The organism is Paraburkholderia elongata, from assembly GCF_013177735.1.
GTDB lineage: Bacteria > Pseudomonadota > Gammaproteobacteria > Burkholderiales > Burkholderiaceae > Paraburkholderia > Paraburkholderia elongata.
On the sequence record NZ_WOEZ01000077.1, the window covers coordinates 1 to 25463 of the forward strand.

Here is a 25463-nt window from a genome sequence, read left to right on the forward strand (position 1 = left end):
ACGAAAATAGGAGGGAAAAAACAACTCATCGTGACCGCCCCGTCTACAATCTGAACCGCGTAACACCCACCCGTGCGCAACGGTCACGTTGCGCCGGAATTGGCGGTCACGTTCACCGGAATACGCAATTGCGTGGTCAAGTCGCCGAAATTCGAGTGGTACGGCTGCGCGACCTTCTCCCAGCCTCGGTGTTCGAAAGCGCTGAACTCATCTTGTTCCATGACAGCCTCTTCACGTTTCGTCGTGCTGTCGCCAAGCGATGCCTGGTCAGCATGCTGTCTTCGGTCAACCGCAAAGTTAAAATCCAGCTTTCTGTTGAGAGGACCGCCACACGCGTTGTTTCACCACGGCGGTCCTCACAGGCGACCTGCCTCACTGACCAAAGAAAACGTCACATTGAGGTCCGGTAGAGCAAGTTCGAGTGCGTGCGCCGCCAGATGCGCTATGTGTGTCGCGAACGCCGCCATACGACATGTCACTGCTGGATTGAGCAGACGCGCTGGCGGTATCCTGCATCGTCTCGTGAGCGTATGGCCGTACGTCCCGCGCCTCCTTTGCGGTCGCCATACCCGCCACAAGAAGCAAAGCGATAGCTGCCGTCAACACCAAACGTGATTTCATTTCAAGACTCCTTCAATACATTGCCACTTGCCTGCGTCCTTTTCTCGACAGTTTGTTAATCTGGACACCTGCTCGCAAGACATACGTTCACAGTCAACCGGACTGGGTCGATGGGCGCGAGCGGGAGAGGTCGGACACCGGCCACTGCTGGCCGGGCTGCCATAGTAGTTAGGTAACTACTGACGAACAGCACGCCCTAGGTTTTGGGCGGTGCAGGGCGGTGCACTGGAAGGTTGCTTAACCAAAGCCTCGTAACCCTTTGCGCAGATAAGGTCCGCGCTGCAAGTTCTGTTATAGGCCGCCGGCGTTAGACTTCAACAGACATTCGATGGAGCCTCTGCGTTGCAAGCGCAACCTGGTCAGTATGCATCCGGGAATGACTCCTCGCGATAGAGCAGCCTTCGCAATCGTCGTCGACGATACGCGTATCGATGGCATGCGAGGTAACGGAGTCGAACTCCATGTCGGCAGAAAAGACCCGGTCCATGGAGGGAAGTGCTCTGGAGCGAGTCGTGAGCGCTGCTCGCGACGTGCAGGCTGCGTCTACCGCTCCTGAACGACACTGCGCATCGGGCAGCGACGGACAGCGAACGACTCTCGGGTTTGTCAGGTTCGAAGCTGCCATGCAACAGTTGAAAGAGGCTCGTGAAGCGTTTGTTGCGCTTCTGGGCAACGGGGCACAGTGAGACTGTGTCGACACGGGGCCACACATCCAATCGGCGCGTGCGCGCTTCAAACAGATATGACGCTGTTACTTTCTGGCTTGCGGTTTGCGTTCATCGTCTACGTTGTGGCGGTGGTCGCCCTTTATGTTTTCCAGGACCGGCTTTTGCTCCCGCCGGCGCCAACCGTGACTGATATCCGGTTGGGGCGTCATGCGGACTATGACGTCCAATCCTGGTACCCCAGAGGCTGGTACGCAGGATACGTCATCACGCCAACCGGCCGCCAGCCGATTGGAACGTTCCTCGTGTATCACGGCAACGCTGAGTCTGCGGAGAACAAACAATCGCTCGCCGAAGTGTTCGTGCGCTTTGGCTACCGGGTTGTCCTCGTCGAATATCCCGGCCATGGCAGGCGACAGGGCACGCGGACGATGAAGGCTGCGTTGGCCGCGTCGCGAAGTGCGCTGTCCGACGCCAGGGCTCAATGGGCAGAATCGATATTTCTGGTTGGCGAGTCGTTGGGTGCCGGTATGGCAGCGCAATCTATCCGAGGCGAAGAATCAGCGGTCGCCGGTGTGCTGCTTGTCACGCCGTGGGATTCGCTGGAAAGCGTTGCAGCGGAAAAGCTACGGCTGTTTCCAGTGCGATGGATACTGCATGCCCCGTTCGATACAGTCGATGCGCTCAAGCACTACGCGGGTCAGGTCGTCGTAGTCGGGTGCGAGCTAGATACCCTCATCCCCGTATGGCACGCCGAACGGCTCGCCCGCCTGCACCCGCATGTGCAGTTTCTGTTATTGCCTGGCGCCGGTCACAATGACTGGTTCAGCTCGATGACCGCCGACCATTGGCGAGAGGTATTTCGCTCGCTGCAGGTGGCACCAGCGCAATAGCAAATCCGGACGTCCACGACAACTGCGTCTCTCGCCAAAGACATCCATAGTCACCGGGGATGTCAATGTTTACTCCAACATTGACGTGTGCGAAGGCGACGGACGATGCGCCGATCCCGAACCCGGCAACCAGTGTCATCGCAAATCAGCGACTGCGTGAGATGGTCATGAATTGCCTGGTCAGATATGTATAGTTGGGCAGTTGAATGCGCAGCGAGTCAGCTACGGTCAATAGCGGTGATAATAGCCGCCTGCAGGCAAAACGATGCAGCCGCCCAGCGCACTTCCGAGACATACGGCCATCAGCATCAGCACAAAAATTCGTTTCATAGCGCTCCTCACTTGTCAGTTGTGAAGGCACTATATTGAGCCGGCAGATTACCGGTGTTTTTGTGTGTAACTAGACGTGTAATTTGAAACACCTACACGCTCCCGCGCCGTTGTCTGAGTCCAGACAAAACGAAATATTCGGTTTCACAACTCACAACTCCACGGTCAACATCGTGGTCGCCCGAGACGTTGAGGAGATGAACGGCCAGAAACCGCCCCTTCAACTGAACCGGAGACGAACATGCACAACGTTGCCTACAAACTCGCCGCTATTGCCGCACTCGCCCTGTCATTCGCGGGCACAGCGTCGGCTCAAACAAACTGGGATGCGACGCACCCGCGCCGCGCTGAGGTCAATGAGCGCCTCGCGAATCAGGACCGGCGCATTCATCAGGAAGTACGGGAAGGCGAAATGTCGCACGCCGAGGCGGCGAGGCTTCATCGCGATGACCGTCAGATTCGCCAGGAGGAGCGCGATATGGCAAGGCAGGACGGCGGCCATATCACCCGGCGTGAAGACTACGCGTTGAACCAGCAGGAAAACCGCGTGAGCCGGCAAATCGGACAATAACGCCTATCGCTAGCGCCAGCGACAACTCGGGATAAGACCGGCGCTGGCGTCGGCGGTCTGCGTTCTATCTAAATTTGGTGACCTTCAGACTTGCTGGAGAGCGACATGAACAGCACGAACGGGCAATCCCTGCATTCGCAGGTCGAAAAATGGCTCGCGCCGGCGCCCGCGACACCAGTTCGCGTGACCGCTTTCAGCCGCACCAGATTGGGCGGCCGACGTTACGTATGCGTCGAGACATCGTCGCCATCAGGAGCGCACGCGCTGTTCTTCTTCAAGCATGATGACGGCAGTTGGTGTGTATTCCCGCCGACTGCCAACAGACGGACGTCGACCGCAGAGCAACATTTCGTGCAGGCGGCTGTCGGCATGTTTTGACGACGGTCGCGACTTCGCTGCGCTAAATCGTGGCGCTCGCAATTCAGCGCGGTACGCGGACTGCTCCGTAGCTACTGAGCCACCTTTTCGGCCGGACGAGCGACGTGCACGGACTCGTGGTACGCCACTGCGTAGCCATGCAGAAGCAGCCGGACAACGCAGAGGCAATCCGCAGGAGCTGATTGCAACACTTGTCGACGGTGACAAGGCAGCGGCTGGCCGCTACCCCGGAATCGCACACCTCTGCCTTTATTGCCCGCCATACTGCTGGTTAATCTTGTCGAGTTCACCCGACTGACGCGCGCGCAGATACTCCTGATAGACCTGGGCCCGTGTTTTACCCGTTGACATGCCGGTATCGCTGGTCGTGGCAGGGACACCGCCAAAAGAGTCTGTCGAGGACACAGCGGGACTGGTGGTCTGCGTTCCAGGCGACGTATCCTGAGCCTGAACGTACCCGAACGCGAGAGCAGCGGCACTAACTACTGCGAATTTGAGTGGTTTCATCTCTCCATACTCCACGTAATGTGGTTCGGTTTCTCGAACCAGGCAGGAGAGGCCGTTGTAGATATTCTCGACCCGGCCTCGGCGACGACCCATATGTGCGGCTCCAATTAGTTACCTTGGTAAATATCGCAGGACAGTCCAACCGTACACGGCGTCCCATACGGGCTGCGCGTACCAGTTTGCGTTCTCGACATCGGCACGCCACCCACCGAGGTGTCACGCATCTGTTCCTCCGTGGACGCCGCACCCTGCTGTTTGGCCGACTGATTCATTTGCGCAGACGGAGTTTGTTGCACATTCTGCGCATACGCGGCACCGGCCGCCGTCAATAGGCACAATGCACTTGCCGTTACCATCGCTAGTACTTTCATCTTGACACCTTGATTGGTGAGCAAATTTCCGGACGACCGCCTCGGGATACTTGCGGCATCATTTCCGCCCACCCGAATAGCGAGGCTCCGTTCCAACGTAGGTGGAAGCGAAGCAACCTGCGGAATCGGTCGTCTTTCGGAGAATGCGGAGCAATGTCGTCGGTGATTCGACTCGAGATTGCCGCGACCGAGTCCGACCTTGTGGACGAAAATGCTGCGTCGCTAATTACGTATGTAGCCGATTAGCGCTGGCAGATAGGTGCTGAAGAGTCGCACGGAAGTCTGCGCGTAGTGACCTTGTGAGTCCGCAACGGCAATAAGATTGCGTTGCTCAATCTGTTATAGACCAGCGCCAACAGAAATATCGGACAAAGAAGCAGCAGTTTTTAGCATTTTGCTATTAACCAACACTCTGGACTGGACGGTGACTAGGCTATCTACTGTGCTGGTCTAACCTGGTACGTCGCGACACCGCAACGGTTGATTTGAAGAAAGCGAGAGCAGCATCTGATGCTGTTCCAGACGATATGTTTCATCCTCCCTGCCAGTTGAATCAGCGGCAGACCTCCACGTTGCATGCACGGGAACTGTTGCAGTCAATCGGTGGTCTTCGTATGTAAGCAGAACAATTGCTCAGCGAAAAGGCGTCTGTTTGGACCTACCTCTCGCTACCCGCGCAGTTCTCAGCTGCTCAATCGGAGATATATGTACAAAGGCGTACTGGCCGCACTATTGGTCGCAACTACGGTCTTCGCCCTACCTACGGAGGCCAGCGCGCGGACGCGCATGGAATGCCGGCGTGTTTGGGTGCACGGGCACCTCGTTCGGAGATGCAGGCCGTTGCCACCACCACGGCGCCATCACCATCGGCCGCGTCCACATCGTCCGCCGCCTCCAGCGGTTCCGCCACTTCCGCCGCTTCCACCGCCGCATCAATAATCGTTTGTCGGGGGAGTTCAATGCGCGGGCGCACTATCGCTTCCGCTACTTATAAGGAAACAGATGTGCGGAAATGGACGCAGTCACCTACCTGGGAATCGCTAACTTCTTCGACCCTGTCGAGTAGTTTCGAGGCGCGTGGCTGCGCGATTCGCTGGCCACACAGTGAACGCAGGCGAGTCGCCGCAACCGCGCCTAAGCAAACGGATAGCAATAATAGACTACCCCCGCAGAACCTCCCTTGCCCGCAGTAGAGTTGCTTCCGGCGTTGGGGGCCTGAGATGCGATAGAGGGAAATGCTTCCGAAGCGGCTCCGACGGGAGCCGTATAAGACCTCGTCATCCGGGCCGACCAATAGGTCGCGGTGGTCTTTGTAGCGTGCAGCGCTGCGCCTAAGCGATTGATGTCATGTTGAGCGGTGCGCAAACGGATTGATGGGCTGAACCTTCCGGCGGTCCTTGACGCGCTCCAGCATCTGGCATGTGCTCCAACCAGAAACCAGCGCTTCAAACCCGCGGACGACATTCGATTCCATAGCTTGCACCCCGGCATCGCCATTGAAATTGGCACTGAACGCAGAGTGGAAGCGATACTGGAAGTAGGCAGAGCCCCCCCGGATGCGTTCTTGCGTATCGGAGTCCGTGAACATCACGGATTCAGGCGAGAACGGGTCGTAGTAAATGACATTGGGGTAGTCGGTAGCCACAGCTACGCGTGGTTCATCACTCACAAGCAGCGAGCCGACCAACTGGATGGACCCTTTCATCCCCTTCGGTGTTTTGAATACCCAAATGCGCTTTGGCAACCGCTCTGCGAGTCGAATGACTCTCGTATTGTTGGAGCCAAAGTAGCCGACTTGGCCGTTCTTGAGGTTCTGCTCGAGCTTCTGCCAGTAGTAGAAAATGTCCATTCGATGCCTGCTATTCGATGCTTGGTTCACTGCGGTGCTTAATCAACGTCGCAATGTTACTAGAAGCCGCTTTTATCGAGCTGGAACCGGTTCGAAATTGTTCACACCGTTATGCCGCGAGCCGATACTCGTAGTACGGCAGGTCCCTGTCATCAAGTATCGCGAATTGAGTCGCAAGGTCTGATGCATTCGGGTTGAGCCATGCGTTGACGTTCTCTGGCTTTGTTGGAATGATGCAACGGTCATGGCCTGCAGCTGCAATCTCCGGCGACACCGCAGTCACCTCGGTGGGGGGCGTATCGTCATCGGCACGCCGAACCTTAGATACAGAGCGCTTGTGAGCGGCCCAGGCTTGAAGCAGCGCGCCATCGATTCGATGTCGCTCTCTCTACTGCGCATCGTTCATCGCTAGCACTTTTTCTTACTTCTAAGAATGGGGCAGAGCTTATCGGAAGGAATGGAGACCAAGCCAAAGTTCAAAGTAATGGGGGAGCCCCCCATCGCGTCTAACTTGTCACAAGCAATCACCAATTCCTTCGTGGCGGCTTCTCCTAAGTTGCTAGGAATGTTGCCTATGATGTCGTCGTTGAAATAGGGGTGCATCCCCCCTGTAGCATTCGTCGATGGACCCCAGCTCTGAGTTGATTATGGTGTTTATGCCTCCCTGCGGGTTGTCATCGGCATATGGGTTCGGAACCTGGCTGGGTGGAGCTGCACTGTTCTGTGCGAATCGGTAGTTACCGTCCTCGGAGACTGTGAGCGCCGCTGGAGAACCTCCTTTCGGAAGCGCCACGTGTCCTTCCGTCTGACCGGACGCAATTGACCATGTCAAGAAGAGCACTGCCACCACTGAGGCAATGCCGATTGTCTTATCCATCGGCGGCGATGCCGCCAAGGTCTCAATGTGCAACTTCATAGTGACATTAGCGGGAACTATGCGTCGCTGTAGGAGGCGATTAGGTGGAAAGCTGCCGAGCTTATTACGTTTGCACATGAGTCTCTCCTTGATTCCATGCTTCATAGCAGTTCAATTCACAGTCAAACGAACACGCGCCGGAGCCATCAATGCCTCGTACGCCACGTACCTTCCCCGACATGCTGCTTTGCCAACATTTCCGACCGCCGCCTAACGTTACCCCTTGCCGGGCGTGTGTCGGACTTTCACCACTAAGTGCGTGCGCCTTGCCGGGGCATACCGCGCAACGGCGGCCAAACGGCCGCCGTTGTTGTGAGCAAGAAAAGCCTGTTCAGTCGCTTTGCGCCACGCCCCTCAAGCCAGACAGTCCAGATGAAGGTCGTGACGCCCGTCGTGCACATCCTCTGGGGTCACTTCGTCAGCGGATTGCACAGTCTGCAACCAATGTCTCCTTGCTCACCGAACACCTTCGCCGTGGCGAGTTTGCCGATGCTGTGAACGTCGGTCTGGCCGTGGGTGCGCCCGACAGCGTCACGGCCGGACCCGAGACTTGCGTCCAGAGAAACGTCGACGGCTGCGGCGGGGTGTCCGGGTCATAACTCTCGCCGCCATTCAGCGTGACCAGGTGCCCTACCTCTGCTTCCCGCGTGGGCCCGCCATTGGCTACCGGCATCACATCGGCCGCAGTGGTGAACGTCACGGTATCGACCCCGAAGAAGGCGCCTCGACCGTCATGAATCTGGACCGTGGCAATCGGGTTGCCCGTGGAGGTGACGGACACCAACGTATTAACGGAATTGGCGGGCGCAATCGCCCACCCAGCCAGGGCACCTAAAGCGTCATAGGCGTAGATGCCGACATTGACCCCCACGCCCTCCGACAGGTAGGCTGACACCGATTGAACGTTGCCAGTGATGGCGGAGTTCAAGGTGAACGTCATCAGGCCAAGTGGCGAGTAGGCTATGTTCGGCGGGGTGTTGGCAGGCCAAGGGCTAGCTGGGGCCGCCAAAGCTGCGGCAGCTAAAGCGGTCGCGCCAGACACCAGCACCCCAAGATTCTCGTACTGGTTTGTAACAGCGGTCCCCGTTTGAAACTCGTCGAAAGTCAGTGTGATTGTCGTGGCCAGCGCGCTCGACGCTGCACCCAGCCCCATCAAAAGTGACAGCACACCCAGTAGGGAAAGAAGAGGTCTGCGCACGGCAGTGCTCCTTCGTAGAAAATGGCTTCGGCGGGTTAACAACCGGCTTAGCACGGCGCGCCGTGTAGCTTCCATCTCCGGATGGACCAAGGGACGAGCAAACGCAAAGGCACGCTGCCTCTGCGCTTCGGAAGCTGTAGAGACAAGCGCATACGTGCGCCGGAGATGGCGCGCTGTAGGGCGTTACTGACGGGGTATCGAGAGTGTGTGCTTGAAGCAGGTGTCCATAGTCGCCGTTTAGTCTTGGTTAACTACACCGCCCCGGACACCAAGCAGGCCCACGATGAGGTGAGCAGTACTTCTATTTATTTGTCAATAAACGATAGGCCAGCATTTGACGGATTTCAACCTGCTACTGAGAAAGCGGTACGCTTAAGTCAGGTAACAAAAATGTCGCTGAAATCCTTACGGAACAAGGACCTCGTGGCGTTCACGCGACCCTCGTCTAAGCCACGGTGGGTCGGAGTGAGTCGTTGAGTTTCATCCGATTATTGCAGGGCTCATAACGCGCCAATTTTTTAAAGCGTCTTCGAGTTTCGAGCGGGCGCCGGCTTCATGGCCGTCAAAGGGCGGACTCAAGATGGGTTGGAAAAGATGCGCAAGCATGCGATTGCATGCCGAACCACTTCACTGAAACGCCCTCATAAGGGTATCAACGTGCAACGGAGTACGCCGATGAAATCTGGCGACAAGGACGAACTGCTTGAAACCCGGCTAGTGCGGATACGTGGCGACGTGCAGGGAATCGGCTATCGGGAAGCCTGCGTACGCCGCGCCCATTTGCTCGGCGTCACTGGCTGGGTCCGTAACAGGATGGACGGTTCAGTTGAGGCGATGCTGCAGGGCTCGCCGGAGCAGCTCGCCAACATGTGCGCCTGGCTAAGCGAGGGCATGTCCGCTGCGCTGGTTGAAGAGCTTGAAGTAACCGAGCTGCCGCCCCCGTTTCTTCGCTTTGACATCTTCGAGCGCTTGCCCACCCTGTAAGAGCAGGCGAATCGCCAGGGTGGAAGAACGAGCGCTTTCACCTCCGGTGGGCACTAGCGTCTCTGCCCGCCACCCAATCCGGCTACGTCAATCTGCTCAGCCGTCTCCTCACGCAGACGCCCAGCGTCATCGCTGGCACCTTCCTTGTTGACTGCTTCAGGTGCGCTTCCTGATGGGTCGCGTGACCGCTCCATCCAACGGAACAGGAGAATTGCGAGGGCACCGCCCGCCAACTCGCTGACAATAAATCCAGGCGCGTCAATAGGACGGATACCTGCGAAGGTGTCCGTGAGCGAACGGGCGATAGCCACAGTTGGGTTTGCGAACGAGGTCGAAGCTGTAAACCAGTAGGCCGCTGTGATATAGCCGCCTACCGCCACCGGAACAAATTCTATGCGTCGTTTTGCGACGTTAAGAATGACCGTGAGCAAACCGAACGACGCAACCACTTCGCTCCACCATTGCGATGGGCCGGTGCGAATGTGCCGCGATGCTTCTATCAACGGCAGGTCAAACATCCCGTGAGCGGCTATGACTCCTGCGATGGCGCCGATAGCTTGTGCTGCGACATAGGCTCCGGCGTGCTTCCATCGCAGCTTGCCAAGGCAGACCTCGGCGAGCGTCACCAACGGGTTGAAGTGTGCGCCCGAAATACTGATGAAGGTGGCGATGAGCGCGACCAACCCCGCGCCAGTTGCCAGCGTATTGGCCAGAAGCGCGATTGCCACATTGCCACCGGCAAGTCGCTCGCCCATGATGCCGGAGCCCACGACAGTCGCGAGAAGCAGCGCCGAGCCAAAGAACTCGGCGGCGACAGCATGACGTAACCTCATAGCGGTGATTTCCCGATGTCGGTCACTTCCTTCTTCAGCGCGAGGCGGTCGAGCGAGGCAATCGGCAGACTCTTGAAAATTTCGAGCCGTTTGCGGAGTGTCGCTGCCGCATCCTTGAATGCACGCTTCTTCGCGTCGTCGCTACCCTCGACAGCGGCTGGGTCGGGAACGCCCCAGTGCGCAGTGATGGGTTGCCCTGGCCAGACAGGGCACTGCTCCCCGGCAGCCTGGTCGCATACGGTAAAGACGAAGTCCATCACCGGCGCATCGGGGGCGGCAAATTCATCCCATGACTTGCTTCGAAGGCCCTCTGTCGAGAGCCCCATCTGCTGCAGGAGCTGCAGCGTCAACGGGTTGATTTCGCCCTTCGGGTGACTGCCGGCCGAGTAGGCCCTGAACCGCCCGCCGCCAAGCGCATTCAACTGGACCTCAGCGAGCACGCTGCGCGCCGAATTTCCGGTGCAGAGGAACAGCACGTTATAGACTTTGTCGTTCATGTCGAATCCCAGGCGGATATGCAGAGGAAAGCCAGTCGCTATCTGTTACGAGGTCGCACCAATGGCAGTGACGTCGATGTCGACAACCCTATGCAACTCGGCGCGAATGGCGGCTTCATCGAGTGTCTCAACCGGCACCTTGAGAAACGCTTCGACCCGGTGTTGTATCTGCTGAAAAACCTGCTCGAATGCAGCGCGCTTGACATCATCCGGGCCGTCCACAGCGGCGGGGTCGTGGAAGCCTCAGTGCGCTGACGACGGATGCCCCGGCCAGAGCGGACATACTTCGCCAGCGGCCTGGTCACACACCGTGACGATGAAGTCCATGTGTGGTGCATCCGGTTCTGCGAACTCATCCCACGACTTGCTACGCAGATTCGAGGTGTCGTAGCCCGTCTTCAGCACCTGTTCGATTGCGAAAGGATTGACCTTTCCCGCCGGATGACTGCCAGCACTGAATGTCTGGAAGCGGCCTTTCCCCAACGTGGCGAGCAGCGCTTCCGCCATGACGCTGCGCGCAGAGTTGCCGGTGCAGAGAAAGAGCACGTTGCACGTCCGGTCGTTCATGAACGGCTCCGGAATGAGACAGTCGACGCGGCGGGTGCGCAGCATGCACCTGTCGTCTCTTCGACAGGCTTCGCCCGCGATTCGCCGAAAGTCGGAATCGAGTCCAGCGTGCGGTACGTCTCCCAGGCGATACCTTGCGGGTCCATGGTCCAGTACTTGTCGGACCTTGCATAGCAACAGGCCGTGCCAGTTTGTGTTTCTTTGGGAAGCGCGGCCGAATCCAGTCGCGTATTCATCTCATTCAGTTCCTCTTCCGACTCGACCTGGATGCCAAGGTGGTCCACGCCGACCTGATGGCCGCGTTGCGAAATCGCAAAGTTGACGCGCGGGTCGTCCAGCATCCACTTGGCGTAGTCATCCTTCGCCACGACCGGTTGTGCGCTGAAGAGCGCAGAGTAGAAGCGAATACTGTCCGCGAGATTTTCGACAGATACGTGTACGTGCATGCGTTTCATGACTCTTCTCCGCAGCAAGGCTTGAGGGCATTGACCGTCGCGCAGGGCGCACCGGCGCAGCAGTTTTCGGTCAGGAACCCAATGAGTTCGCTCATTGCATCGAAGTTGGCCGAATAGAACACGTAGCGGCCCTCCTGGCGCGCTGAAACGAGTTCGGCGTGAGACAGGTCTTTCAGATGGAACGAAAGGCTCGACGGCGAGACGTTCAGTTGCTGGGCGATTTCGCCCGCCGGCAACCCTTGAGGGCCCGCCGTAACGAGCATGCGGAACACCGCAAGCCTCGATTCGTGGGCGAGCGCGGCAAGCGAGCGAATGGCGATGTTTGAGTCCATACGTTGAATGATAGTCGTGCCTTTTCAATATTTCAAGAAGTGTTAAAATGAAGTGCGCGCTGTACGCATATCCTGAGCGTGCGCGACGCCTCGCTCTCCACCGCCCGGCCGCAGCGCAGGCATCACTTACCCATCCGAGCAGACCGACATGACCGTCACCATCTTTCACAACCCGGACTGCGGGACGTCGCGCAATACGCTTGCGCTTATCCGGAATGCCGGCATCGAGCCGGAAATCATCGAATATGTGCAGCACCCACCCGGTCGTGAGCAACTGAAGGACATGATTGCCAAAGCGGGACTGACGGTGCGCGGTGCGCTGCGTGAAAAAGGTACGCCCTACGCCGAACTCGGGCTCGATAACCCGACGCTGGCGGACGTGCAATTGCTCGACGCCATGGTCGAACATCCGATTCTGATTAACCGGCCATTTGTCGTGACGCCGTTGGGCGTACGGCTGTGCCGGCCGTCCGAGGTCGTGCTGGACGTCCTTCCGTCACCGCAGCAGGGACCATTCACGAAAGAAGATGGCGAAGTCGTCGTTGACAGGCAGGGCCGGAGGGTTCTCTGATGACAAAGGACATGCCGAACATTAGCGAGCCGCATCTGGACACGCCTGACCTGCAAAAGCTCGAGCCACGTACGGTCTCAGCCCACCCACCGCGCATCCTGCTGCTCTACGGCTCGCTCCGGCCGACGTCGTATAGCCGGCTCCTCACGCTCGAAGCGGAACGCATCCTTCAGCACTTCGGCGCGGAGACGAAGGTTTTCGACCCGCATGGCCTGCCCATCGCGGACAGCGTGCCTGCCGACCATCCCAAGGTGGTCGAGTTGAGGACGCTGTCAGAATGGTCGGAAGGTCAGGTCTGGTGCAGCCCGGAGCGGCACGGCACACTGACCGCCGTGTTCAAGAATCAGATTGACTGGTTGCCCCTTGAGCTGGGCAGTATTCGTCCCACGCAAGGCAGGACGCTGGCTGTCATGCAGGTGTGCGGCGGCTCGCAATCATTCAACGCGGTCAATGCGTTGCGTGTGCTCGGACGATGGATGCGCATGGTCACCATCCCCAATCAGTCGTCTGTCGCGAAGGCATATCAGGAATTCGATTCCAGCGGCCGGATGAAGCCGTCGCCGTACTACGACCGCGTTGTCGACGTGATCGAAGAGCTTTACAAGTTCACGCTGCTCGTACGCGACCGCTCAGACTATCTGACCGACCGATATAGCGAACGCAAGGAGGCGACGCCCGAGCTGGCAAACACCCTGGCCCGGGCTGCGATGGCTCATGAAAACGCCGCTGGGAGTTCCGACACCGATGACGGCGAAGTCGAGTAACAGTCCGGACGGCAATCTCGCGCGATGCGCCTTGCGCGGTACGCGGCGGCGTATAGGCAAGCGCGGAATGGGCAACCCGTAGTCAACAATTGAATTTTCAACAGGGGGCAATTCGCATCGTCACACAGTCCCGTGGCGCATGACGGTTACCGCGCCTGTGACGAAAGCAGTCGGTGTCTGACCGACTGCAATTCGTGAGCACAGCACGCGAGCATCTGGGTCAGGTGAGGCAGACGGCCAGAAAAACAGCTCTTTCGGACGGACTGCCGCGACCGGTTTCGATGCTGACGACGCGCGTGCGTCTGCTCACGCACCAGCACCGCCGGTTGGGTCCGGACGGAGTGGCGTCGGCAGGAGCGGCGACGGTCCCCACATCTCAACCTTGAAATTGGTCGCGAAGGTCCGTAATTCCTGCTCCAGCGCGCGCCATGGCCCGTCTGCGAACGTCGCCCAGTCGATTGTAGACCTCCAGCAGGTGGTCGTTCGAATCTGCGGGGCGCCGAGCATATTCCGGTTCGCGCGAAGTTCGACCAGACCTGGCTGCTGCACAATCGTTTCCGCCGCCTTCCTGGCCCATTCGGCGTAAGACTCCAGATTCACGCCTGGCTGCAGGTCGTACGTATTCGTCACCTCTATCATGGACGTCTCCTCACCGATGGAGTTGGGTTCCGGCAGGCACATGCCCACTGCCAGTTCGCCGGTATGGCAATGCGCCGCGTCTCTGATACTGCCTTCGTTCGCCCCAGCGGGTCAAGCAGCGCTTCCATGACAAAACATCGAACCTGCTCTCGGAGACGGCCGGAAATGGGACACCTGGCTTCTCGTCGATTGATACGGACACGGAAGCTGGAGTTGGGTAGGGGGCACGTCTGCGCCTCGAGCGAGCGACCACCGGACCGCAATTCGTTGAACTGCAGCGCAAATCGGCCTCGACTCGCCGCGTCTGTGCCGTCGAGCTAGTTATTGCCCGGAACTGCCACATGAGCAGACTGCGGATTCTCGTCGGTGCTACGCATTAGGGTTGCCTTCGGTTCCTGAAGCAGCAGCTGATACGGCGACGTCGCCGTCTCGGTCCCGTTATCCAGCGAGCAATCCATCGGCGCGTAGTAGTCGTCGTCAAGCAGGTACGTCGCGAACATGATTATCTCCATCCCCAAAAGTGAAGGCGCCTCACGTCTCAATGATCTGAGGTGTCTGGCACATTACATACTGGGATAGTTACCCACCTGATGCCTTTCGTTGCGCCAGCAGTACACCTGGCCGACGCATAAGCCAAGTCAATTCATCGGCTGACACCCAATTTTTGCGAGCAACAGAGACGCGCACACGCTCCACCGTTCGTTCCGTGATGTTGGTCGGGTGCTTCGCTGCGTCTTTTCTGGCGACAGCGATGAGCCGCTGCGCGAGGTCCTCGCATATCATCCAGCGCACCTCGCGCTCTTCGTCAGTCTGCCCTACGATGTAGCGTCCCCTCGACAGCACGGCGCCTATTTTTGTTTGCACGCCCGACACCACAGCCGGCATGTCATCGGGCGGAAAGTCGTCGGGCACTTCTGTTTCGTTTTTCATTCCGACAGTCCAGTTGCAAAGATTTTGCGAGCAATGGCTACTACGTCATCGCCGTCGTCCACCGGAATTGGCGCATGCCTGATGCGCGGGATGTTGCCGACAACAATCCACGCAATCGCGCCATGCCAAGTTACGCTCACGTCGAATCTTGCCGTCAGGCAGCTGTTATCGCGTACAAACACCGTCAGGGCATCACATTTCGGGTAGGGCCACGCTGGCTGGACGCGTTGCAACGCGAGCGCAGTTCGCTCCCACAGAGCTTCGCCGGATACGCTCTGTCTCACACTTGCGCAAACAAGGGGCATGGCCGACGCGAGGTCATGAGCGAGGTACACCCCTGCATGCACCGACACTGTCGCCAGAGGTGGCGCCGGTTCTGCCGGCGACGAAGGCGAGTCGTCATTTAGCACAGACGACGCCCTCCGACATCTTGCACGCAATCGTGACGACGTCATCGTCCTCGGTGTAAGGGACGCTTTCCGTATCTACCCGTGTAGAGTCCGCAGACGTTATGCTGGCCTCGGCCCTTCCGTTGTGCGCGAGGATATCGAGACGTGCGAGTGGCTGAATTTCGCTGCCCGTTTTGCGCCCGATGAAAGCCACAAAACAGTCGCTGAGCGGCCGAGGCGCGCTGTATTTGTCGGCACTCATCTCGAGCAACTTCAAGGCTTCTTCGAGCAGCGAGAATGGAGGTCGGCCTACCGGGCCACGTTGCAGGATTCAGCCATCGCTAATGCTGCAATGCAAAACGCATTTTATGTCCCATGCAGACTTTGTTGTTCCTTAAGGCAGCTTCAGCTGTTTGGCGCAGACTTTGTTGTGCGCCAATAGCACACAAAAAAAAGGCGTCACGTTGCCGTGACGCCTTAAAAAGTTCTAGCCATTCCGAGGGCCGTGCTAGAACCTGAGAGACGGGATTCGAAAGTTGGACGGGTGCGCGATGTTGGAGGCCGGACTCAAGATTCGAGACAGACACTGCGTGGACTGTTACGGGGGACTGTTAAAAGACACTCGACCACACACTCCGCGAGCCACGGTCGGTTCGAAACTTCAAAATGCAGAACCTGAAACCGTCTTTCGAAATGAGGTTCCATTTTTTATGGTTATGCTGACTAAGTCAAGCAAAATCTAAAGAGGCTTCATTCGTCACGGCAAAATATTCCGATACAATGAATCTTCAGATGAAAAAAGACCTTCATGCCTTATTTTGGGGCCTCCGCCAAACCCTTGCGGAACGGTTGCTGGCAGGCAAGCCGACAGAAAACTGAAATATAGTTCCAGAAAAACGATATGAACCGACCGACGCCCTCCCGAGCTGCTGCAGGCCCAGCCAAAGACAAAGACGGTTCGGGCGACGAAGTCACCGCGCTGGCACGCGGCTTGACCGTGCTGCGCTCGATCGCCGCAGCCGACGCGCCGCTCAGCAACCGTGAATTGACCGAGCTAACCGGCATTCCGAAGCCCACCGTCTCGCGGATTACCGCCACGCTCGTCGGCGCAGGGTTCCTGTTCCGCTTGCCCGACAGCGAGCGATTCGTGCTGACCTCGTCGGTACTGGAGTTGAGCAACGGTTTTCTGCGCAACTTCGACATCCGGGCCCGAGCGCGCCCCTTCCTCATCGAACTCGCCGAACGCACCGCGTTGTCCGTCCATCTGGCCGTGCGCGACCGCCTCGACATGGTGGTGATCGACGCAATTCGGCCACGTTCGGCGGTGCTGGTGTCGCGCCTCGAAATCGGCTCACGCATGAACCTCAGCCGCACTGCAGTCGGCCGCGCCTATCTGTCGGCACTCGCCGAACCGGAACGTGAAAAATTACTGATCGGCTTGCAGGCCGCCGAAGGCGACGACTGGGGTCACGTCAGCAGCCGCCTGACAAACGCATTACGGGAAACCGCGGAGCAAGGCTTCGCGATCGCCACGGGCGAATGGTACAACGGCCTGAACGCCATCGCGTCAGGGTTCATCGGCCCCTCGGGCGAGCGCTATGCAGTCAATTGCGGCGGCTCCGCGGATCAGTGCCCGCGCGATTGGCTGATATCGCACGCGGCGCCGGCGCTGCTCGAATGCATCAGTAAGATCGTTCTCGAGATTGGCGGCACGCCTGGGCGCCGCCTGGATAACTGAAACTAACTGAAACGCAAGAGACGCTCGCCGATCGGCGGCCACGGCATTTTCAACCCGTCCTCCACGCGTACTGTAACCTTCGTAATCAAAAGAAAAATACACGGGTGGACTGTTACAGAGCCCGCGACGTAGGATCATGCCTTCCAGTCGCGGTGCGCTCGCCCGGCTTGCCGTTACCACCCTTCGATAACGTCCCGCCGACCTGCCAAGATGGCGCATTGCGCTAACATCGTCGTCCCGCGCATCGGGTAGCATCGCGCTAAACATTCGCGGTGCGTCCACTGTTGAAACCGCCTGTCATGCCGCCTGCGTGCCGGTCCGCCGAACTGTCGAAGCGGCACGACCGCGCAAGCGGCTCACATCAAAGCCAGCCACCTGACCGAACCGATGGACGAACAACAAAAGCTTCCGGAAACCTCACGCCCTGCCGCTCCGGCTTCCCAACCCGCTTCGCAACCGTCCGCCACCGGGAAGCCTGCTGGCGGTCCCGGCACCGTGCCGGTCGCAGCCCAAAGCCATCGCGGGCGCAATATCGCTCTGATCGTGGCGGCGCTGGTCATCCTCGGGGTCGTGTTGTGGCGTTGGCATCCGTGGGGCGGGCCCGGCGGCGGCGCGAGCGCGGCTGCCGGTGCGAGTGGCGCGAGCAGCGCCCGCGCGGGCCGCGGTGGCGCCGCCAGCCTGGCCAACATGCCGCAGCCCGTTCACGTGGGGACTGCCAAACAGGGTGAAATGCCGGTCGTGCTGACCGCGCTCGGCACGGTCACGCCGCTCGCCAACGTCACCGTGCTGCCGCAGTTGAGCGGCGTGCTGCAGGACGTGTATTTCAAGGAAGGCCAGATGGTCAAGAAGGGCGACGTGCTCGCCCAGATCGACCCGCGCCCCTATCAGATCTCGCTGGAAAACGCGCAAGGCACCCTCGCGCGCGACCAGGCGCTGCTGCAAACCGCCCGCCTCGACCTGAAGCGCTATCAGACTCTGCTCTCACAAGACTCGATCGCCAGCCAGCAAGTCGATACACAAGCCTCGCTCGTGCGGCAGTATGAAGGCACGGTGAAGTCCGACCAGGCGAACATCGACACCTTTAAGCTCGACCTCGTCTATGCGCGCATCACCGCGCCGGTGTCGGGGCGCGTCGGTTTGCGCCAGGTCGATCCGGGCAACTACGTGACGCCGAGCCTCTCCAACGGCATCGTCGTGATTACGCAGTTGCAGCCGATCAGCGTGATCTTCACGACCTCCGAAGACAACCTGCAGCAGATCCTCCAGCAAACCCAAACCGGCGCGAAGCTCTCGGTCACCGCGTACGACCGCAGCAACACCACTTCGCTCGAAGGCGGTTCGCTCGAAACCCTGGATAACCAGATCGACACCACCACCGGCACGGTCAAGCTGCGCGCGATCTTCCAGAACGAGAAGAACGTGCTGTTTCCGAATCAGTTCGTGAATACACGCCTCCTCGTGGATACGATCAAGGACGCGGTGATCGTGCCGACGCCGGCCGTGCTGAACGGCTCGATCGGCCCGTTCGTGTACGTCGTGAAACCGGACAACACGGTGACGGTGCGTGCGGTCAAGGTGGGCCCGGTGGATGGCGAGCGCACCAGCATCAAATCCGGCCTGCAAGTCGGCGAGCGCGTCGTGATCGACGGTTCGGACCGGTTGAAGGAAGGCGCGAAGATCACAATTCCGGCCGACAAGCCGCGCGGCGCTTCAGGCGCCCGTGGGGCGAGTGGCGCGAGTGGCGCGGCGGCGGCATCGGGTGCATCCGGCGCCCTCGCACATCACGGCAAACACGCGGCGCAAGCCTCGCAATAAAGGCATGGCAACTACCGCATGAATCCATCCCGCGCCTTTATTCTGCGCCCCGTCGGCACCGCGCTGCTGATGGCGGCGATCATGCTGGTCGGTCTCGTCGCGCTGCGCTTTCTGCCGCTCTCCGCGCTGCCCGAGGTCGACTATCCGACGATCCAGGTGCAGACCTTCTATCCGGGCGCGAGCCCGGACGTGATGACCTCGTCGGTCACCGCGCCGCTCGAACGCCAGTTCGGGCAGATGCCGTCGTTGAATCAGATGTCGTCGCAAAGCTCGGCCGGCTCGTCGATCATCACGCTGCAATTCAGCCTCGATCTGCCGCTCGACATCGCCGAGCAGGAAGTTCAGGCGGCGATCAACGCCGCGGGCAACCTGCTGCCGTCCGACCTGCCCGCGCCGCCGATCTACGCGAAGGTCAATCCCGCCGACGCGCCGATCATCACGCTCGCGATCACCTCGAAAACGCTGCCGCTCACGCAGGTGCAGGATCTGGCCGACACGCGTCTCGCGCAGAAGATCTCGCAGGTGGCGGGTGTGGGTCTCGTGAGCCTGTCAGGCGGTCAACGCCCGGCCGTGCGGATTCAGGCGAACCCGCGCGCGCTCGCCGCATACGGTCTGAATCTGGACGATTTGCGCACCACGATTTCGAACCTGAACGTCAACACACCGAAGGGTAACTTCGATGGCCCGACGCGCAACTACACGATCAACGCGAACGATCAGCTGACCGACGCCGACGCTTATAAGAGCGCCGTGGTCGCGTACAAGGGCGGCCGCCCGGTCATGCTGACGGACGTCGCCACCATCGTGCAGGGCGCGGAGAACACCAAGCTCGGCGCATGGGTCAACAACACACCGGCGATCATCCTGAACGTGCAGCGCCAGCCGGGCGCGAACGTGATCCAGGTGGTCGACAGCATCAAGACGCTGCTGCCGCAACTGCAACAATCGCTGCCCGCGGCGCTCGAGGTGGAGATCGTCACCGACCGGACCACCACGATCCGCGCTTCCGTGCGCGACGTGCAGTTCGAATTGCTGATGTCGGTCGTGCTGGTGGTGCTGGTCATGTACCTGTTCCTCGCCAACATCTACGCCACCATCATCCCGAGCCTGTCGGTGCCGCTGTCGCTGATCGGCACGCTTGCCGTGATGTACCTGTGTGGTTTCTCGCTGGACAACCTGTCGCTGATGGCGTTGACCATCGCGACCGGCTTTGTGGTCGACGATGCAATCGTGATGATCGAGAACATCGCGCGCTATGTCGAAGAAGGCGAGTCTCCGCTGGAGGCCGCGCTAAAGGGCTCGAAACAGATCGGCTTCACGATCATTTCGCTGACGGTTTCGCTGATCGCCGTGCTGATTCCGCTGCTCTTCATGGGCGACGTGGTCGGGCGCCTGTTCCACGAATTCGCGATCACACTGGCCGTGACGATCGTGATTTCGGCCATCGTCTCGCTCACGCTCGTGCCGATGATGTGCGCGAAGCTCCTGCGCCACTCGCCGCCGCATGAAAGCCACCGATTCGAAGCAAAGGCCCACCGGTTTATCGACTGGGTGATCGCCCGCTACGCGGTCGCGCTCACCTGGGTGCTGAACCGGCAGCGCTCCACACTGTTCGTCGCGGTGCTCACGCTGGTGCTGACCGGCGTGCTGTACGTGTACATTCCGAAGGGATTCTTCCCGGTGCAGGACACCGGCGTGATCCAGGCAATCACGCAGGCCCCGCAGTCGATATCGTATGCGTCGATGGCCGAGCGTCAGCAGGAACTCGCCGCGCAAATCCTCAAGAACCCGGACGTGGAAAGCCTCACCTCGTTCATCGGCGTGGACGGCAGCAACATCACGTTGAACAGTGGCCGCATGCTGATCAACCTGAAACCGCGTGACGACCGCACCAGCACCGCGAGCGACGTGATCCGCCAGTTGCAGCAGGACGTCGCGCATATTCCGGGCGTCTCGCTGTACATGCAGCCGGTGCAGGATCTGACAATCGACTCCACTGTCAGCCCGACGCAGTACCAGTTCATGCTGACCGACCCGAACATCAGCGAATTCACCACGTGGGTGCCGAAGCTGGTCGACCGGCTAAAGCAGTCGCCCGAACTGGCGGACGTGGCCACCGACTTGCAGGACAACGGCCAGTCGGTCTACATCGAGATCGACCGCGCTACGGCGTCGCGTTACGGCATCACGCCGGCTACCGTGGATAGCGCGCTCTACGACGCATTCGGCCAGCGCATCATCTCGACCATCTTCACGCAATCGAACCAGTACCGAGTGATTCTGGAAGCGCAGCCGCAGATGCAGCACTACACCGAGTCGTTGAACTCGATCTATCTGCCCTCTTCCACCTCGACGGGCGGACAGGTGCCGCTTTCGTCGATCGCGAAGTTCATCGAGAAGCCAGCGCCGCTGCTCGTCACGCACCTGAGCCAGTTCCCGGCCACGACCGTTTCGTTCAATCTCGCGCCCGGCGCGTCGCTTGGCGCCGCGGTGAAAGCGATCGATCAGGCGGAGAAGGATATCGGTTTGCCGGCGTCGTTCCAGACGCGCTTCCAGGGCGCGGCGCTGGCGTTCCAGGCGTCGTTGTCGAACGAGCTGTTCCTGATCCTCGCGGCGATCGTCACGATGTATATCGTGCTCGGCGTGCTGTACGAGAGCTTCATTCACCCGATCACGATTCTGTCGACGCTGCCCTCGGCGGGCGTCGGCGCGCTGCTCGCGCTGTTAATTACCGGGCACGATCTGGACATCATCGGCATCATCGGTATCGTGCTGCTGATCGGTATCGTGAAGAAGAACGCCATCATGATGATCGACTTCGCGCTCTACGCCGAGCGCGAGGAAGGCAAGCCGCCGCGTGAAGCCATCTTTCAGGCGTGTCTGCTGCGCTTCCGGCCGATCCTGATGACTACGCTCGCCGCCTTGCTCGGCGCCCTGCCGCTGATGCTCGGCACCGGCGCAGGCTCGGAGTTGCGCCGCCCGCTCGGTATCGCAATTGCCGGCGGTTTGATCGTCAGTCAGTTGCTCACGCTGTTTACGACGCCGGTGATCTATCTCGGCTTCGACGCACTCGCCCGCCGTGTGCGTGAGCGCTTCAATCGCGGCAAACCGGTGCCGCCCGCCACCGATGCAGGGACCTGAGCGATGAACCTGTCGCGTCCGTTTATCTCCCGCCCGGTCGCCACCACGCTGCTGGCGATCGGCATTGCGCTGGCCGGGATTTTTGCGTTCACCAAGCTGCCGGTCGCGCCGCTGCCGCAGGTCGACTTCCCGACTATTTCGGTGCAGGCCACGTTGCCGGGCGCGAGCCCGGACACGGTGGCGACCAGCGTCGCCAGTCCGCTTGAACGGCATCTCGGCTCGATTGCCGACGTCACCGAAATGACCTCGCAGAGCTCGGTCGGCTCGACGCGCATTACGTTGCAGTTCGGCCTGAACCGCGACATCGACGGCGCCGCGCGCGACGTGCAAGCGGCCATCAACGCCGCGCGCGCCGATCTGCCGACGAGCCTGCGCAGCAATCCGACGTATCACAAGGTGAATCCGGCCGACGCGCCGATCCTGATTCTCGCGCTCACGTCGAAGACGCTGACCGCCGGCCAGTTGTACGACTCGGCAGCCACCGTATTGCAGCAATCGCTGTCGCAGGTAGACGGTGTCGGCGAAGTGGATGTGAGCGGTTCGGCCAATCCGGCGGTGCGTGTCGAACTGGAACCGAATGCACTGTCCCACTACGGTATCGGCCTCGAAGACGTGCGCGCGGCGCTTGCCGCGGCCAACGCGAACAGCCCGAAAGGCTCGATCGAGTTCGGTCCGAACCGCGTACAGATCTATACCAACGACCAGGCGAGCAAGGCGTCGCAGTATAAGGATCTGGTCATTGCCTATCGTAACGGCGCAGCGGTGAGGCTCTCCGACGTCGCGGAAGTGGTCGATTCGGTTGAGGATCTGCGCAACCTCGGCCTCTTCAACGGCAAGCGTTCGGTGCTGGTGATTCTGTACCGCCAGCCCGGCGCGAACATTATCGACACCATCGACCGCGTGACCGCGATGCTGCCGCAGTTGCACGCGTCGCTGCCCGCCGACGTCGACATCGCACCGGCCGCCGATCGCTCCACGACGATCCGCTCGTCGCTGAAAGACACAGAGCGCACGCTGATGATCGCCGTGGCGCTGGTCACGATGGTGGTGTTCCTGTTCCTGCGCAACTGGCGCGCCACGCTGATTCCGAGCGTGGCCGTGCCGATCTCGATCATCGGCACGTTCGCCGCGATGTATATGCTGGGCTTTTCGATCGACAACCTGTCGCTGATGGCGTTGACGATCGCGACCGGTTTCGTGGTCGACGACGCGATCGTGGTGCTGGAGAACATCTCACGGCATATCGAGAATGGCGTGCCGCGCATGCAGGCCGCGTTCCTCGGCGCACGCGAAGTCGGCTTCACGGTGCTGTCGATCAGTATTTCGCTGGTCGCCGTGTTCCTGCCGATTCTGCTGATGGGCGGCATCGTCGGGCGGCTGTTCCGCGAATTCGCGGTGACGCTGTCGCTCGCGATCGGCGTATCGTTGCTCGTCTCGCTCACCTTGACGCCGATGATGTGTTCGCGCCTCCTGCGCGAGCCACACGAAAAGACGGAAGAAGGACGCTTTGGACGCTGGCTCGAAAGCGGCTTCACGTCGATGCATCGCGGTTATGAGCGCACCCTCGGCTGGGCGCTGCTGCATCCGCGCCTGATCGTGATGATTCTGCTCGCGACCATCGGGCTGAACATCTGGCTGTACATCATCGTGCCGAAGGGCTTCTTTCCGCAGCAGGACACGGGCCGCCTGATCGGCGGCATCCAGGCCGACCAGAGCACGTCGTTCCAGGCGATGAAGGGCAAGTTCTCGGAGATGATGGAGATCGTCGGCAAGAATCCCGCCGTGGACAGCGTGGCCGGTTTCACCGGCGGCCGGCAGACCAACTCCGGCTTCATGTTCGTTTCGCTGAAGCCGAAGAGCGAGCGCAAGCTATCCGCCGACCAGGTTATCCAGCAACTGCGCGCCCCGCTCGGCGATGTGGCCGGCGCGCGGACCTTCCTGCAGGCAGTGCAGGACATTCGCGTCGGCGGCCGGCAATCGAACGCGCAGTATCAGTTCACGCTGCTGGCCGATTCGACCACCGATCTGTATCTGTGGGGACCGAAGCTCACTGAGGCGCTGCAAGCGCGCCCCGAACTCGCGGACGTGAATTCCGACCAGCAGCAAGGCGGCCTCGAGGCAATGGTGACGATCGACCGCGCCACCGCCGCACGCCTTGGCATCAAGCCGGCGCAGATCGATAACACCTTGTATGACGCGTTCGGCCAGCGCCAGGTGTCGACGATCTACAACCCTCTGAACCAGTACCACGTCGTGATGGAAGTGGCGCCGAAGTACTGGCAGAGCCCGGACATGCTGAAACAGATTTACATCAGCACCTCGGGCGGCAGCGCGAGCGGCGCGCAAACCACCAACGCGCCGGCCGGCACGGTGACCGCGCAGACCACCGCTACCACTAGCACGAGCGCGACGACTGGCGGCACGGCGGGAACGACTGCGTCGAGCGCGGCGAGCATCGCCGCCGATTCCGCGCGCAACCAGGCGATCAATTCGATTGCGGCGAGCGGCAAATCGAGTGCTTCGTCGGGCGCGGCGGTGTCGACCTCCAAGGAGACGATGGTGCCGTTGTCGGCGATCGCGAGCTTCAGCCCCGGGAATACGCCGTTGTCGGTGAATCACCAGAGCCAGTTCGTGGCTTCGACGATTTCGTTCAATCTGCCGCCGGGCGTGTCGTTATCGACAGCGACGCAGGCGATTTACGACACGATGGCGCAGATCGGCATGCCGGGGACAATACACGGCAGTTTCCAAGGGACGGCCCAAGCGTTCCAGCAGTCGATGTCCGACCAGCCGATTCTGATTCTGGCCGCTTTGGCGGCGGTGTATATCGTGCTCGGGATGTTGTATGAGAGTTATATCCATCCGCTGACGATTTTGTCCACCCTGCCCTCCGCGGGTGTGGGGGCGTTGTTGGCTTTGCTGCTGTTCCAGACCGAGTTCAGCATCATCGCGCTGATCGGGGTGATCTTGCTGATCGGCATCGTGAAGAAGAACGCAATCATGATGGTGGACTTTGCGATTGAAGCCTCCCGGCAGGGATTGTCGTCGCGGGATGCGATTTTTCAGGCTTGTATGCTGCGGTTCCGGCCGATCATGATGACGACTTGCGCGGCCCTTCTTGGGGCGTTGCCGCTGGCCTTTGGGCGTGGGGAAGGGACGGAGCTGCGGGCTCCGCTGGGGATTGCTATTGTGGGTGGGTTGATTGTCAGTCAGATGCTGACGCTGTATACCACGCCGGTGGTGTATCTCTATATGGATCGGATTCGGGTGCGGTGGGAGTCGCGGAAGGCTCGCAGAGCTGGGATGGCGCCTTCTTGATTTTTTTGCCTGCGCGGCGCTTTGTTGTCTGTATGCCTGCGGTGTTGGCCTTTCCTTGATTTGTTATTGGTCTATTAGCGTTCGCCCCTGTGCGGGGCAGGCACTTACTTTCTTTGCCGCCGCAAAGAAAGTAAGCAAAGAAAGCGGCTCCAACCGCTAATTCTTAAGCGGGTCCCCTGGCTTGGAGGGGG

The 25463-nt window shown here is 60.0% G+C and carries 21 protein-coding genes and 2 pseudogenes; 10 read left to right on the top strand and 13 right to left on the bottom strand.

From position 1 onward, the window contains the following. Positions 1–83: 83 nt before the first annotated feature. Complete coding sequence (locus GNZ13_RS15590; protein ID WP_236002013.1) at positions 84–221, bottom strand: hypothetical protein; 138 nt, start codon at positions 219–221, stop codon at positions 84–86. A 1190-nt stretch (positions 222–1411) separates the two neighbouring features. Between GNZ13_RS15590 and GNZ13_RS15595 the strand changes: the two genes are divergently transcribed. The 3 genes from GNZ13_RS15595 to GNZ13_RS15605 all read left to right on the top strand — a co-directional run bounded on the left by GNZ13_RS15595 (position 1412) and on the right by GNZ13_RS15605 (position 3458). Continuing rightward, positions 1412–2179 carry an alpha/beta hydrolase gene (locus tag GNZ13_RS15595; protein WP_328807233.1) on the top strand — a complete coding sequence of 256 codons (768 nt, stop codon included), beginning with the start codon at positions 1412–1414 and terminating at the stop codon, positions 2177–2179. Positions 2180–2750: 571 nt separating this feature from the next. Next, positions 2751–3080, top strand: coding sequence for a hypothetical protein (locus tag GNZ13_RS15600; RefSeq protein WP_172165837.1), 330 nt, complete (start codon positions 2751–2753; stop codon positions 3078–3080). A gap of 105 nt (positions 3081–3185) precedes the next feature. Then, complete coding sequence (locus tag GNZ13_RS15605; RefSeq protein WP_172165840.1) at positions 3186–3458, top strand: hypothetical protein; 273 nt, start codon at positions 3186–3188, stop codon at positions 3456–3458. A gap of 249 nt (positions 3459–3707) precedes the next feature. On the opposite strand, the gene GNZ13_RS15610 is transcribed toward GNZ13_RS15605, so the two are convergent. The 4 genes and pseudogenes from GNZ13_RS15610 to GNZ13_RS51525 form a co-directional block, all read right to left on the bottom strand. Beyond that, entirely contained in the window at positions 3708–3965 is a 258-nt protein-coding gene (locus GNZ13_RS15610) for a DUF4148 domain-containing protein (protein ID WP_172165843.1), read from the bottom strand. Between the two features lie 1716 nt (positions 3966–5681). After that, on the bottom strand, positions 5682–6185 hold the full coding sequence (locus tag GNZ13_RS15615) for a hypothetical protein (RefSeq protein WP_172165845.1): 504 nt from the start codon (positions 6183–6185) through the stop codon (positions 5682–5684). A 109-nt stretch (positions 6186–6294) separates the two neighbouring features. Then, positions 6295–6486 (bottom strand): annotated as a pseudogene (locus GNZ13_RS54255) (hypothetical protein); the annotation flags it as partial. 1033 nt (positions 6487–7519) lie between these two features. Next, entirely contained in the window at positions 7520–8299 is a 780-nt protein-coding gene (locus GNZ13_RS51525; protein WP_216674862.1) for an REJ domain-containing protein, read from the bottom strand. Positions 8300–8974: 675 nt separating this feature from the next. Here GNZ13_RS51525 and GNZ13_RS15625 point away from each other — a divergent pair. Then, positions 8975–9283 (top strand): acylphosphatase, encoded by a 309-nt coding sequence (locus GNZ13_RS15625; protein WP_172165847.1) that lies wholly within the window; start codon positions 8975–8977, stop codon positions 9281–9283. A gap of 53 nt (positions 9284–9336) precedes the next feature. Here the strand turns inward: GNZ13_RS15625 and GNZ13_RS15630 are convergent, their stop codons facing one another. From GNZ13_RS15630 to GNZ13_RS15650, 5 genes and pseudogenes are all read right to left on the bottom strand, one after another. Continuing rightward, complete coding sequence (locus tag GNZ13_RS15630; RefSeq protein ID WP_172165850.1) at positions 9337–10116, bottom strand: aquaporin; 780 nt, start codon at positions 10114–10116, stop codon at positions 9337–9339. Then, positions 10113–10613, bottom strand: coding sequence for an arsenate reductase ArsC (locus GNZ13_RS15635; RefSeq protein WP_172165853.1), 501 nt, complete (start codon positions 10611–10613; stop codon positions 10113–10115). The genes GNZ13_RS15630 and GNZ13_RS15635 overlap by 4 nt, the downstream gene beginning before the upstream one ends. Before the next feature lie 45 nt (positions 10614–10658). After that, a pseudogene (locus GNZ13_RS15640) lies at positions 10659–11180 on the bottom strand (arsenate reductase ArsC). Beyond that, positions 11177–11635 (bottom strand): ArsI/CadI family heavy metal resistance metalloenzyme, encoded by a 459-nt coding sequence (locus GNZ13_RS15645; RefSeq protein WP_172165856.1) that lies wholly within the window; start codon positions 11633–11635, stop codon positions 11177–11179. The pseudogene GNZ13_RS15640 and the gene GNZ13_RS15645 overlap by 4 nt, the downstream one beginning before the upstream one ends. Continuing rightward, the gene (locus tag GNZ13_RS15650) at positions 11632–11967 is read right to left on the bottom strand and encodes an ArsR/SmtB family transcription factor (RefSeq protein WP_172165859.1); all 336 of its coding nucleotides are present in this window, start codon (positions 11965–11967) and stop codon (positions 11632–11634) included. The genes GNZ13_RS15645 and GNZ13_RS15650 overlap by 4 nt, the downstream gene beginning before the upstream one ends. A 148-nt stretch (positions 11968–12115) precedes the next feature. On the opposite strand from GNZ13_RS15650, the gene arsC reads away from it, so the two are divergent. Together arsC and arsH are read left to right on the top strand one after the other, a co-directional pair. Next, on the top strand, positions 12116–12538 hold the full coding sequence (gene arsC, locus GNZ13_RS15655; RefSeq protein WP_172165862.1) for an arsenate reductase (glutaredoxin): 423 nt from the start codon (positions 12116–12118) through the stop codon (positions 12536–12538). Further along, positions 12538–13302, top strand: a complete 765-nt coding sequence (gene arsH, locus GNZ13_RS15660) for an arsenical resistance protein ArsH (protein WP_172165865.1) — start codon at positions 12538–12540, stop codon at positions 13300–13302. The genes arsC and arsH overlap by 1 nt, the downstream gene beginning before the upstream one ends. A gap of 306 nt (positions 13303–13608) precedes the next feature. Here the strand turns inward: arsH and GNZ13_RS15665 are convergent, their stop codons facing one another. The 3 genes from GNZ13_RS15665 to GNZ13_RS15675 form a co-directional block, all read right to left on the bottom strand. Then, positions 13609–13941 (bottom strand): hypothetical protein, encoded by a 333-nt coding sequence (locus GNZ13_RS15665; RefSeq protein WP_133300418.1) that lies wholly within the window; start codon positions 13939–13941, stop codon positions 13609–13611. A 317-nt stretch (positions 13942–14258) separates the two neighbouring features. Further along, on the bottom strand, positions 14259–14441 hold the full coding sequence (locus GNZ13_RS15670; protein ID WP_172165868.1) for a hypothetical protein: 183 nt from the start codon (positions 14439–14441) through the stop codon (positions 14259–14261). A 79-nt stretch (positions 14442–14520) separates the two neighbouring features. Beyond that, a complete protein-coding gene (locus GNZ13_RS15675; protein ID WP_172165871.1) occupies positions 14521–14871 on the bottom strand; it encodes a hypothetical protein in 351 nt (116 codons plus the stop codon). Positions 14872–16161: 1290 nt separating this feature from the next. Between GNZ13_RS15675 and GNZ13_RS15680 the strand changes: the two genes are divergently transcribed. From GNZ13_RS15680 to GNZ13_RS15695, 4 genes are all read left to right on the top strand, one after another. Next, a complete protein-coding gene (locus GNZ13_RS15680) occupies positions 16162–16998 on the top strand; it encodes an IclR family transcriptional regulator (protein WP_172165874.1) in 837 nt (278 codons plus the stop codon). A gap of 387 nt (positions 16999–17385) precedes the next feature. After that, a complete protein-coding gene (locus GNZ13_RS15685; RefSeq protein ID WP_172165877.1) occupies positions 17386–18813 on the top strand; it encodes an MdtA/MuxA family multidrug efflux RND transporter periplasmic adaptor subunit in 1428 nt (475 codons plus the stop codon). A gap of 18 nt (positions 18814–18831) precedes the next feature. Then, positions 18832–21954, top strand: coding sequence for an MdtB/MuxB family multidrug efflux RND transporter permease subunit (locus tag GNZ13_RS15690; RefSeq protein ID WP_172165880.1), 3123 nt, complete (start codon positions 18832–18834; stop codon positions 21952–21954). A gap of 3 nt (positions 21955–21957) precedes the next feature. Continuing rightward, positions 21958–25272: an efflux RND transporter permease subunit gene (locus GNZ13_RS15695; protein WP_172165882.1), complete on the top strand. Its 3315-nt coding sequence runs from the start codon at positions 21958–21960 to the stop codon at positions 25270–25272. Positions 25273–25463: the final 191 nt, after the last annotated feature.

Bases quoted from the DNA above. Each gene is read 5' to 3' on its own strand.
- GNZ13_RS15590 (WP_236002013.1), bottom strand. From the start codon at position 221: ATGGAACAAGATGAGTTCAGCGCTTTCGAACACCGAGGCTGGGAGAAG.
- GNZ13_RS15600 (WP_172165837.1), top strand. From the start codon at position 2,751: ATGCACAACGTTGCCTACAAACTCGCCGCTATTGCCGCACTCGCCCTG.
- GNZ13_RS15605 (WP_172165840.1), top strand. From the start codon at position 3,186: ATGAACAGCACGAACGGGCAATCCCTGCATTCGCAGGTCGAAAAATGG.
- GNZ13_RS15610 (WP_172165843.1), bottom strand. From the start codon at position 3,965: ATGAAACCACTCAAATTCGCAGTAGTTAGTGCCGCTGCTCTCGCGTTC.
- GNZ13_RS15615 (WP_172165845.1), bottom strand. From the start codon at position 6,185: ATGGACATTTTCTACTACTGGCAGAAGCTCGAGCAGAACCTCAAGAAC.
- GNZ13_RS15625 (WP_172165847.1), top strand. From the start codon at position 8,975: ATGAAATCTGGCGACAAGGACGAACTGCTTGAAACCCGGCTAGTGCGG.
- GNZ13_RS15630 (WP_172165850.1), bottom strand. From the start codon at position 10,116: ATGAGGTTACGTCATGCTGTCGCCGCCGAGTTCTTTGGCTCGGCGCTG.
- GNZ13_RS15635 (WP_172165853.1), bottom strand. From the start codon at position 10,613: ATGAACGACAAAGTCTATAACGTGCTGTTCCTCTGCACCGGAAATTCG.
- GNZ13_RS15645 (WP_172165856.1), bottom strand. From the start codon at position 11,635: ATGAAACGCATGCACGTACACGTATCTGTCGAAAATCTCGCGGACAGT.
- GNZ13_RS15650 (WP_172165859.1), bottom strand. From the start codon at position 11,967: ATGGACTCAAACATCGCCATTCGCTCGCTTGCCGCGCTCGCCCACGAA.
- arsC (WP_172165862.1), top strand. From the start codon at position 12,116: ATGACCGTCACCATCTTTCACAACCCGGACTGCGGGACGTCGCGCAAT.
- arsH (WP_172165865.1), top strand. From the start codon at position 12,538: ATGACAAAGGACATGCCGAACATTAGCGAGCCGCATCTGGACACGCCT.
- GNZ13_RS15665 (WP_133300418.1), bottom strand. From the start codon at position 13,941: ATGATAGAGGTGACGAATACGTACGACCTGCAGCCAGGCGTGAATCTG.
- GNZ13_RS15670 (WP_172165868.1), bottom strand. From the start codon at position 14,441: ATGTTCGCGACGTACCTGCTTGACGACGACTACTACGCGCCGATGGAT.
- GNZ13_RS15675 (WP_172165871.1), bottom strand. From the start codon at position 14,871: ATGAAAAACGAAACAGAAGTGCCCGACGACTTTCCGCCCGATGACATG.
- GNZ13_RS15680 (WP_172165874.1), top strand. From the start codon at position 16,162: ATGAACCGACCGACGCCCTCCCGAGCTGCTGCAGGCCCAGCCAAAGAC.
- GNZ13_RS15685 (WP_172165877.1), top strand. From the start codon at position 17,386: ATGGACGAACAACAAAAGCTTCCGGAAACCTCACGCCCTGCCGCTCCG.
- GNZ13_RS15690 (WP_172165880.1), top strand. From the start codon at position 18,832: ATGAATCCATCCCGCGCCTTTATTCTGCGCCCCGTCGGCACCGCGCTG.
- GNZ13_RS15695 (WP_172165882.1), top strand. From the start codon at position 21,958: ATGAACCTGTCGCGTCCGTTTATCTCCCGCCCGGTCGCCACCACGCTG.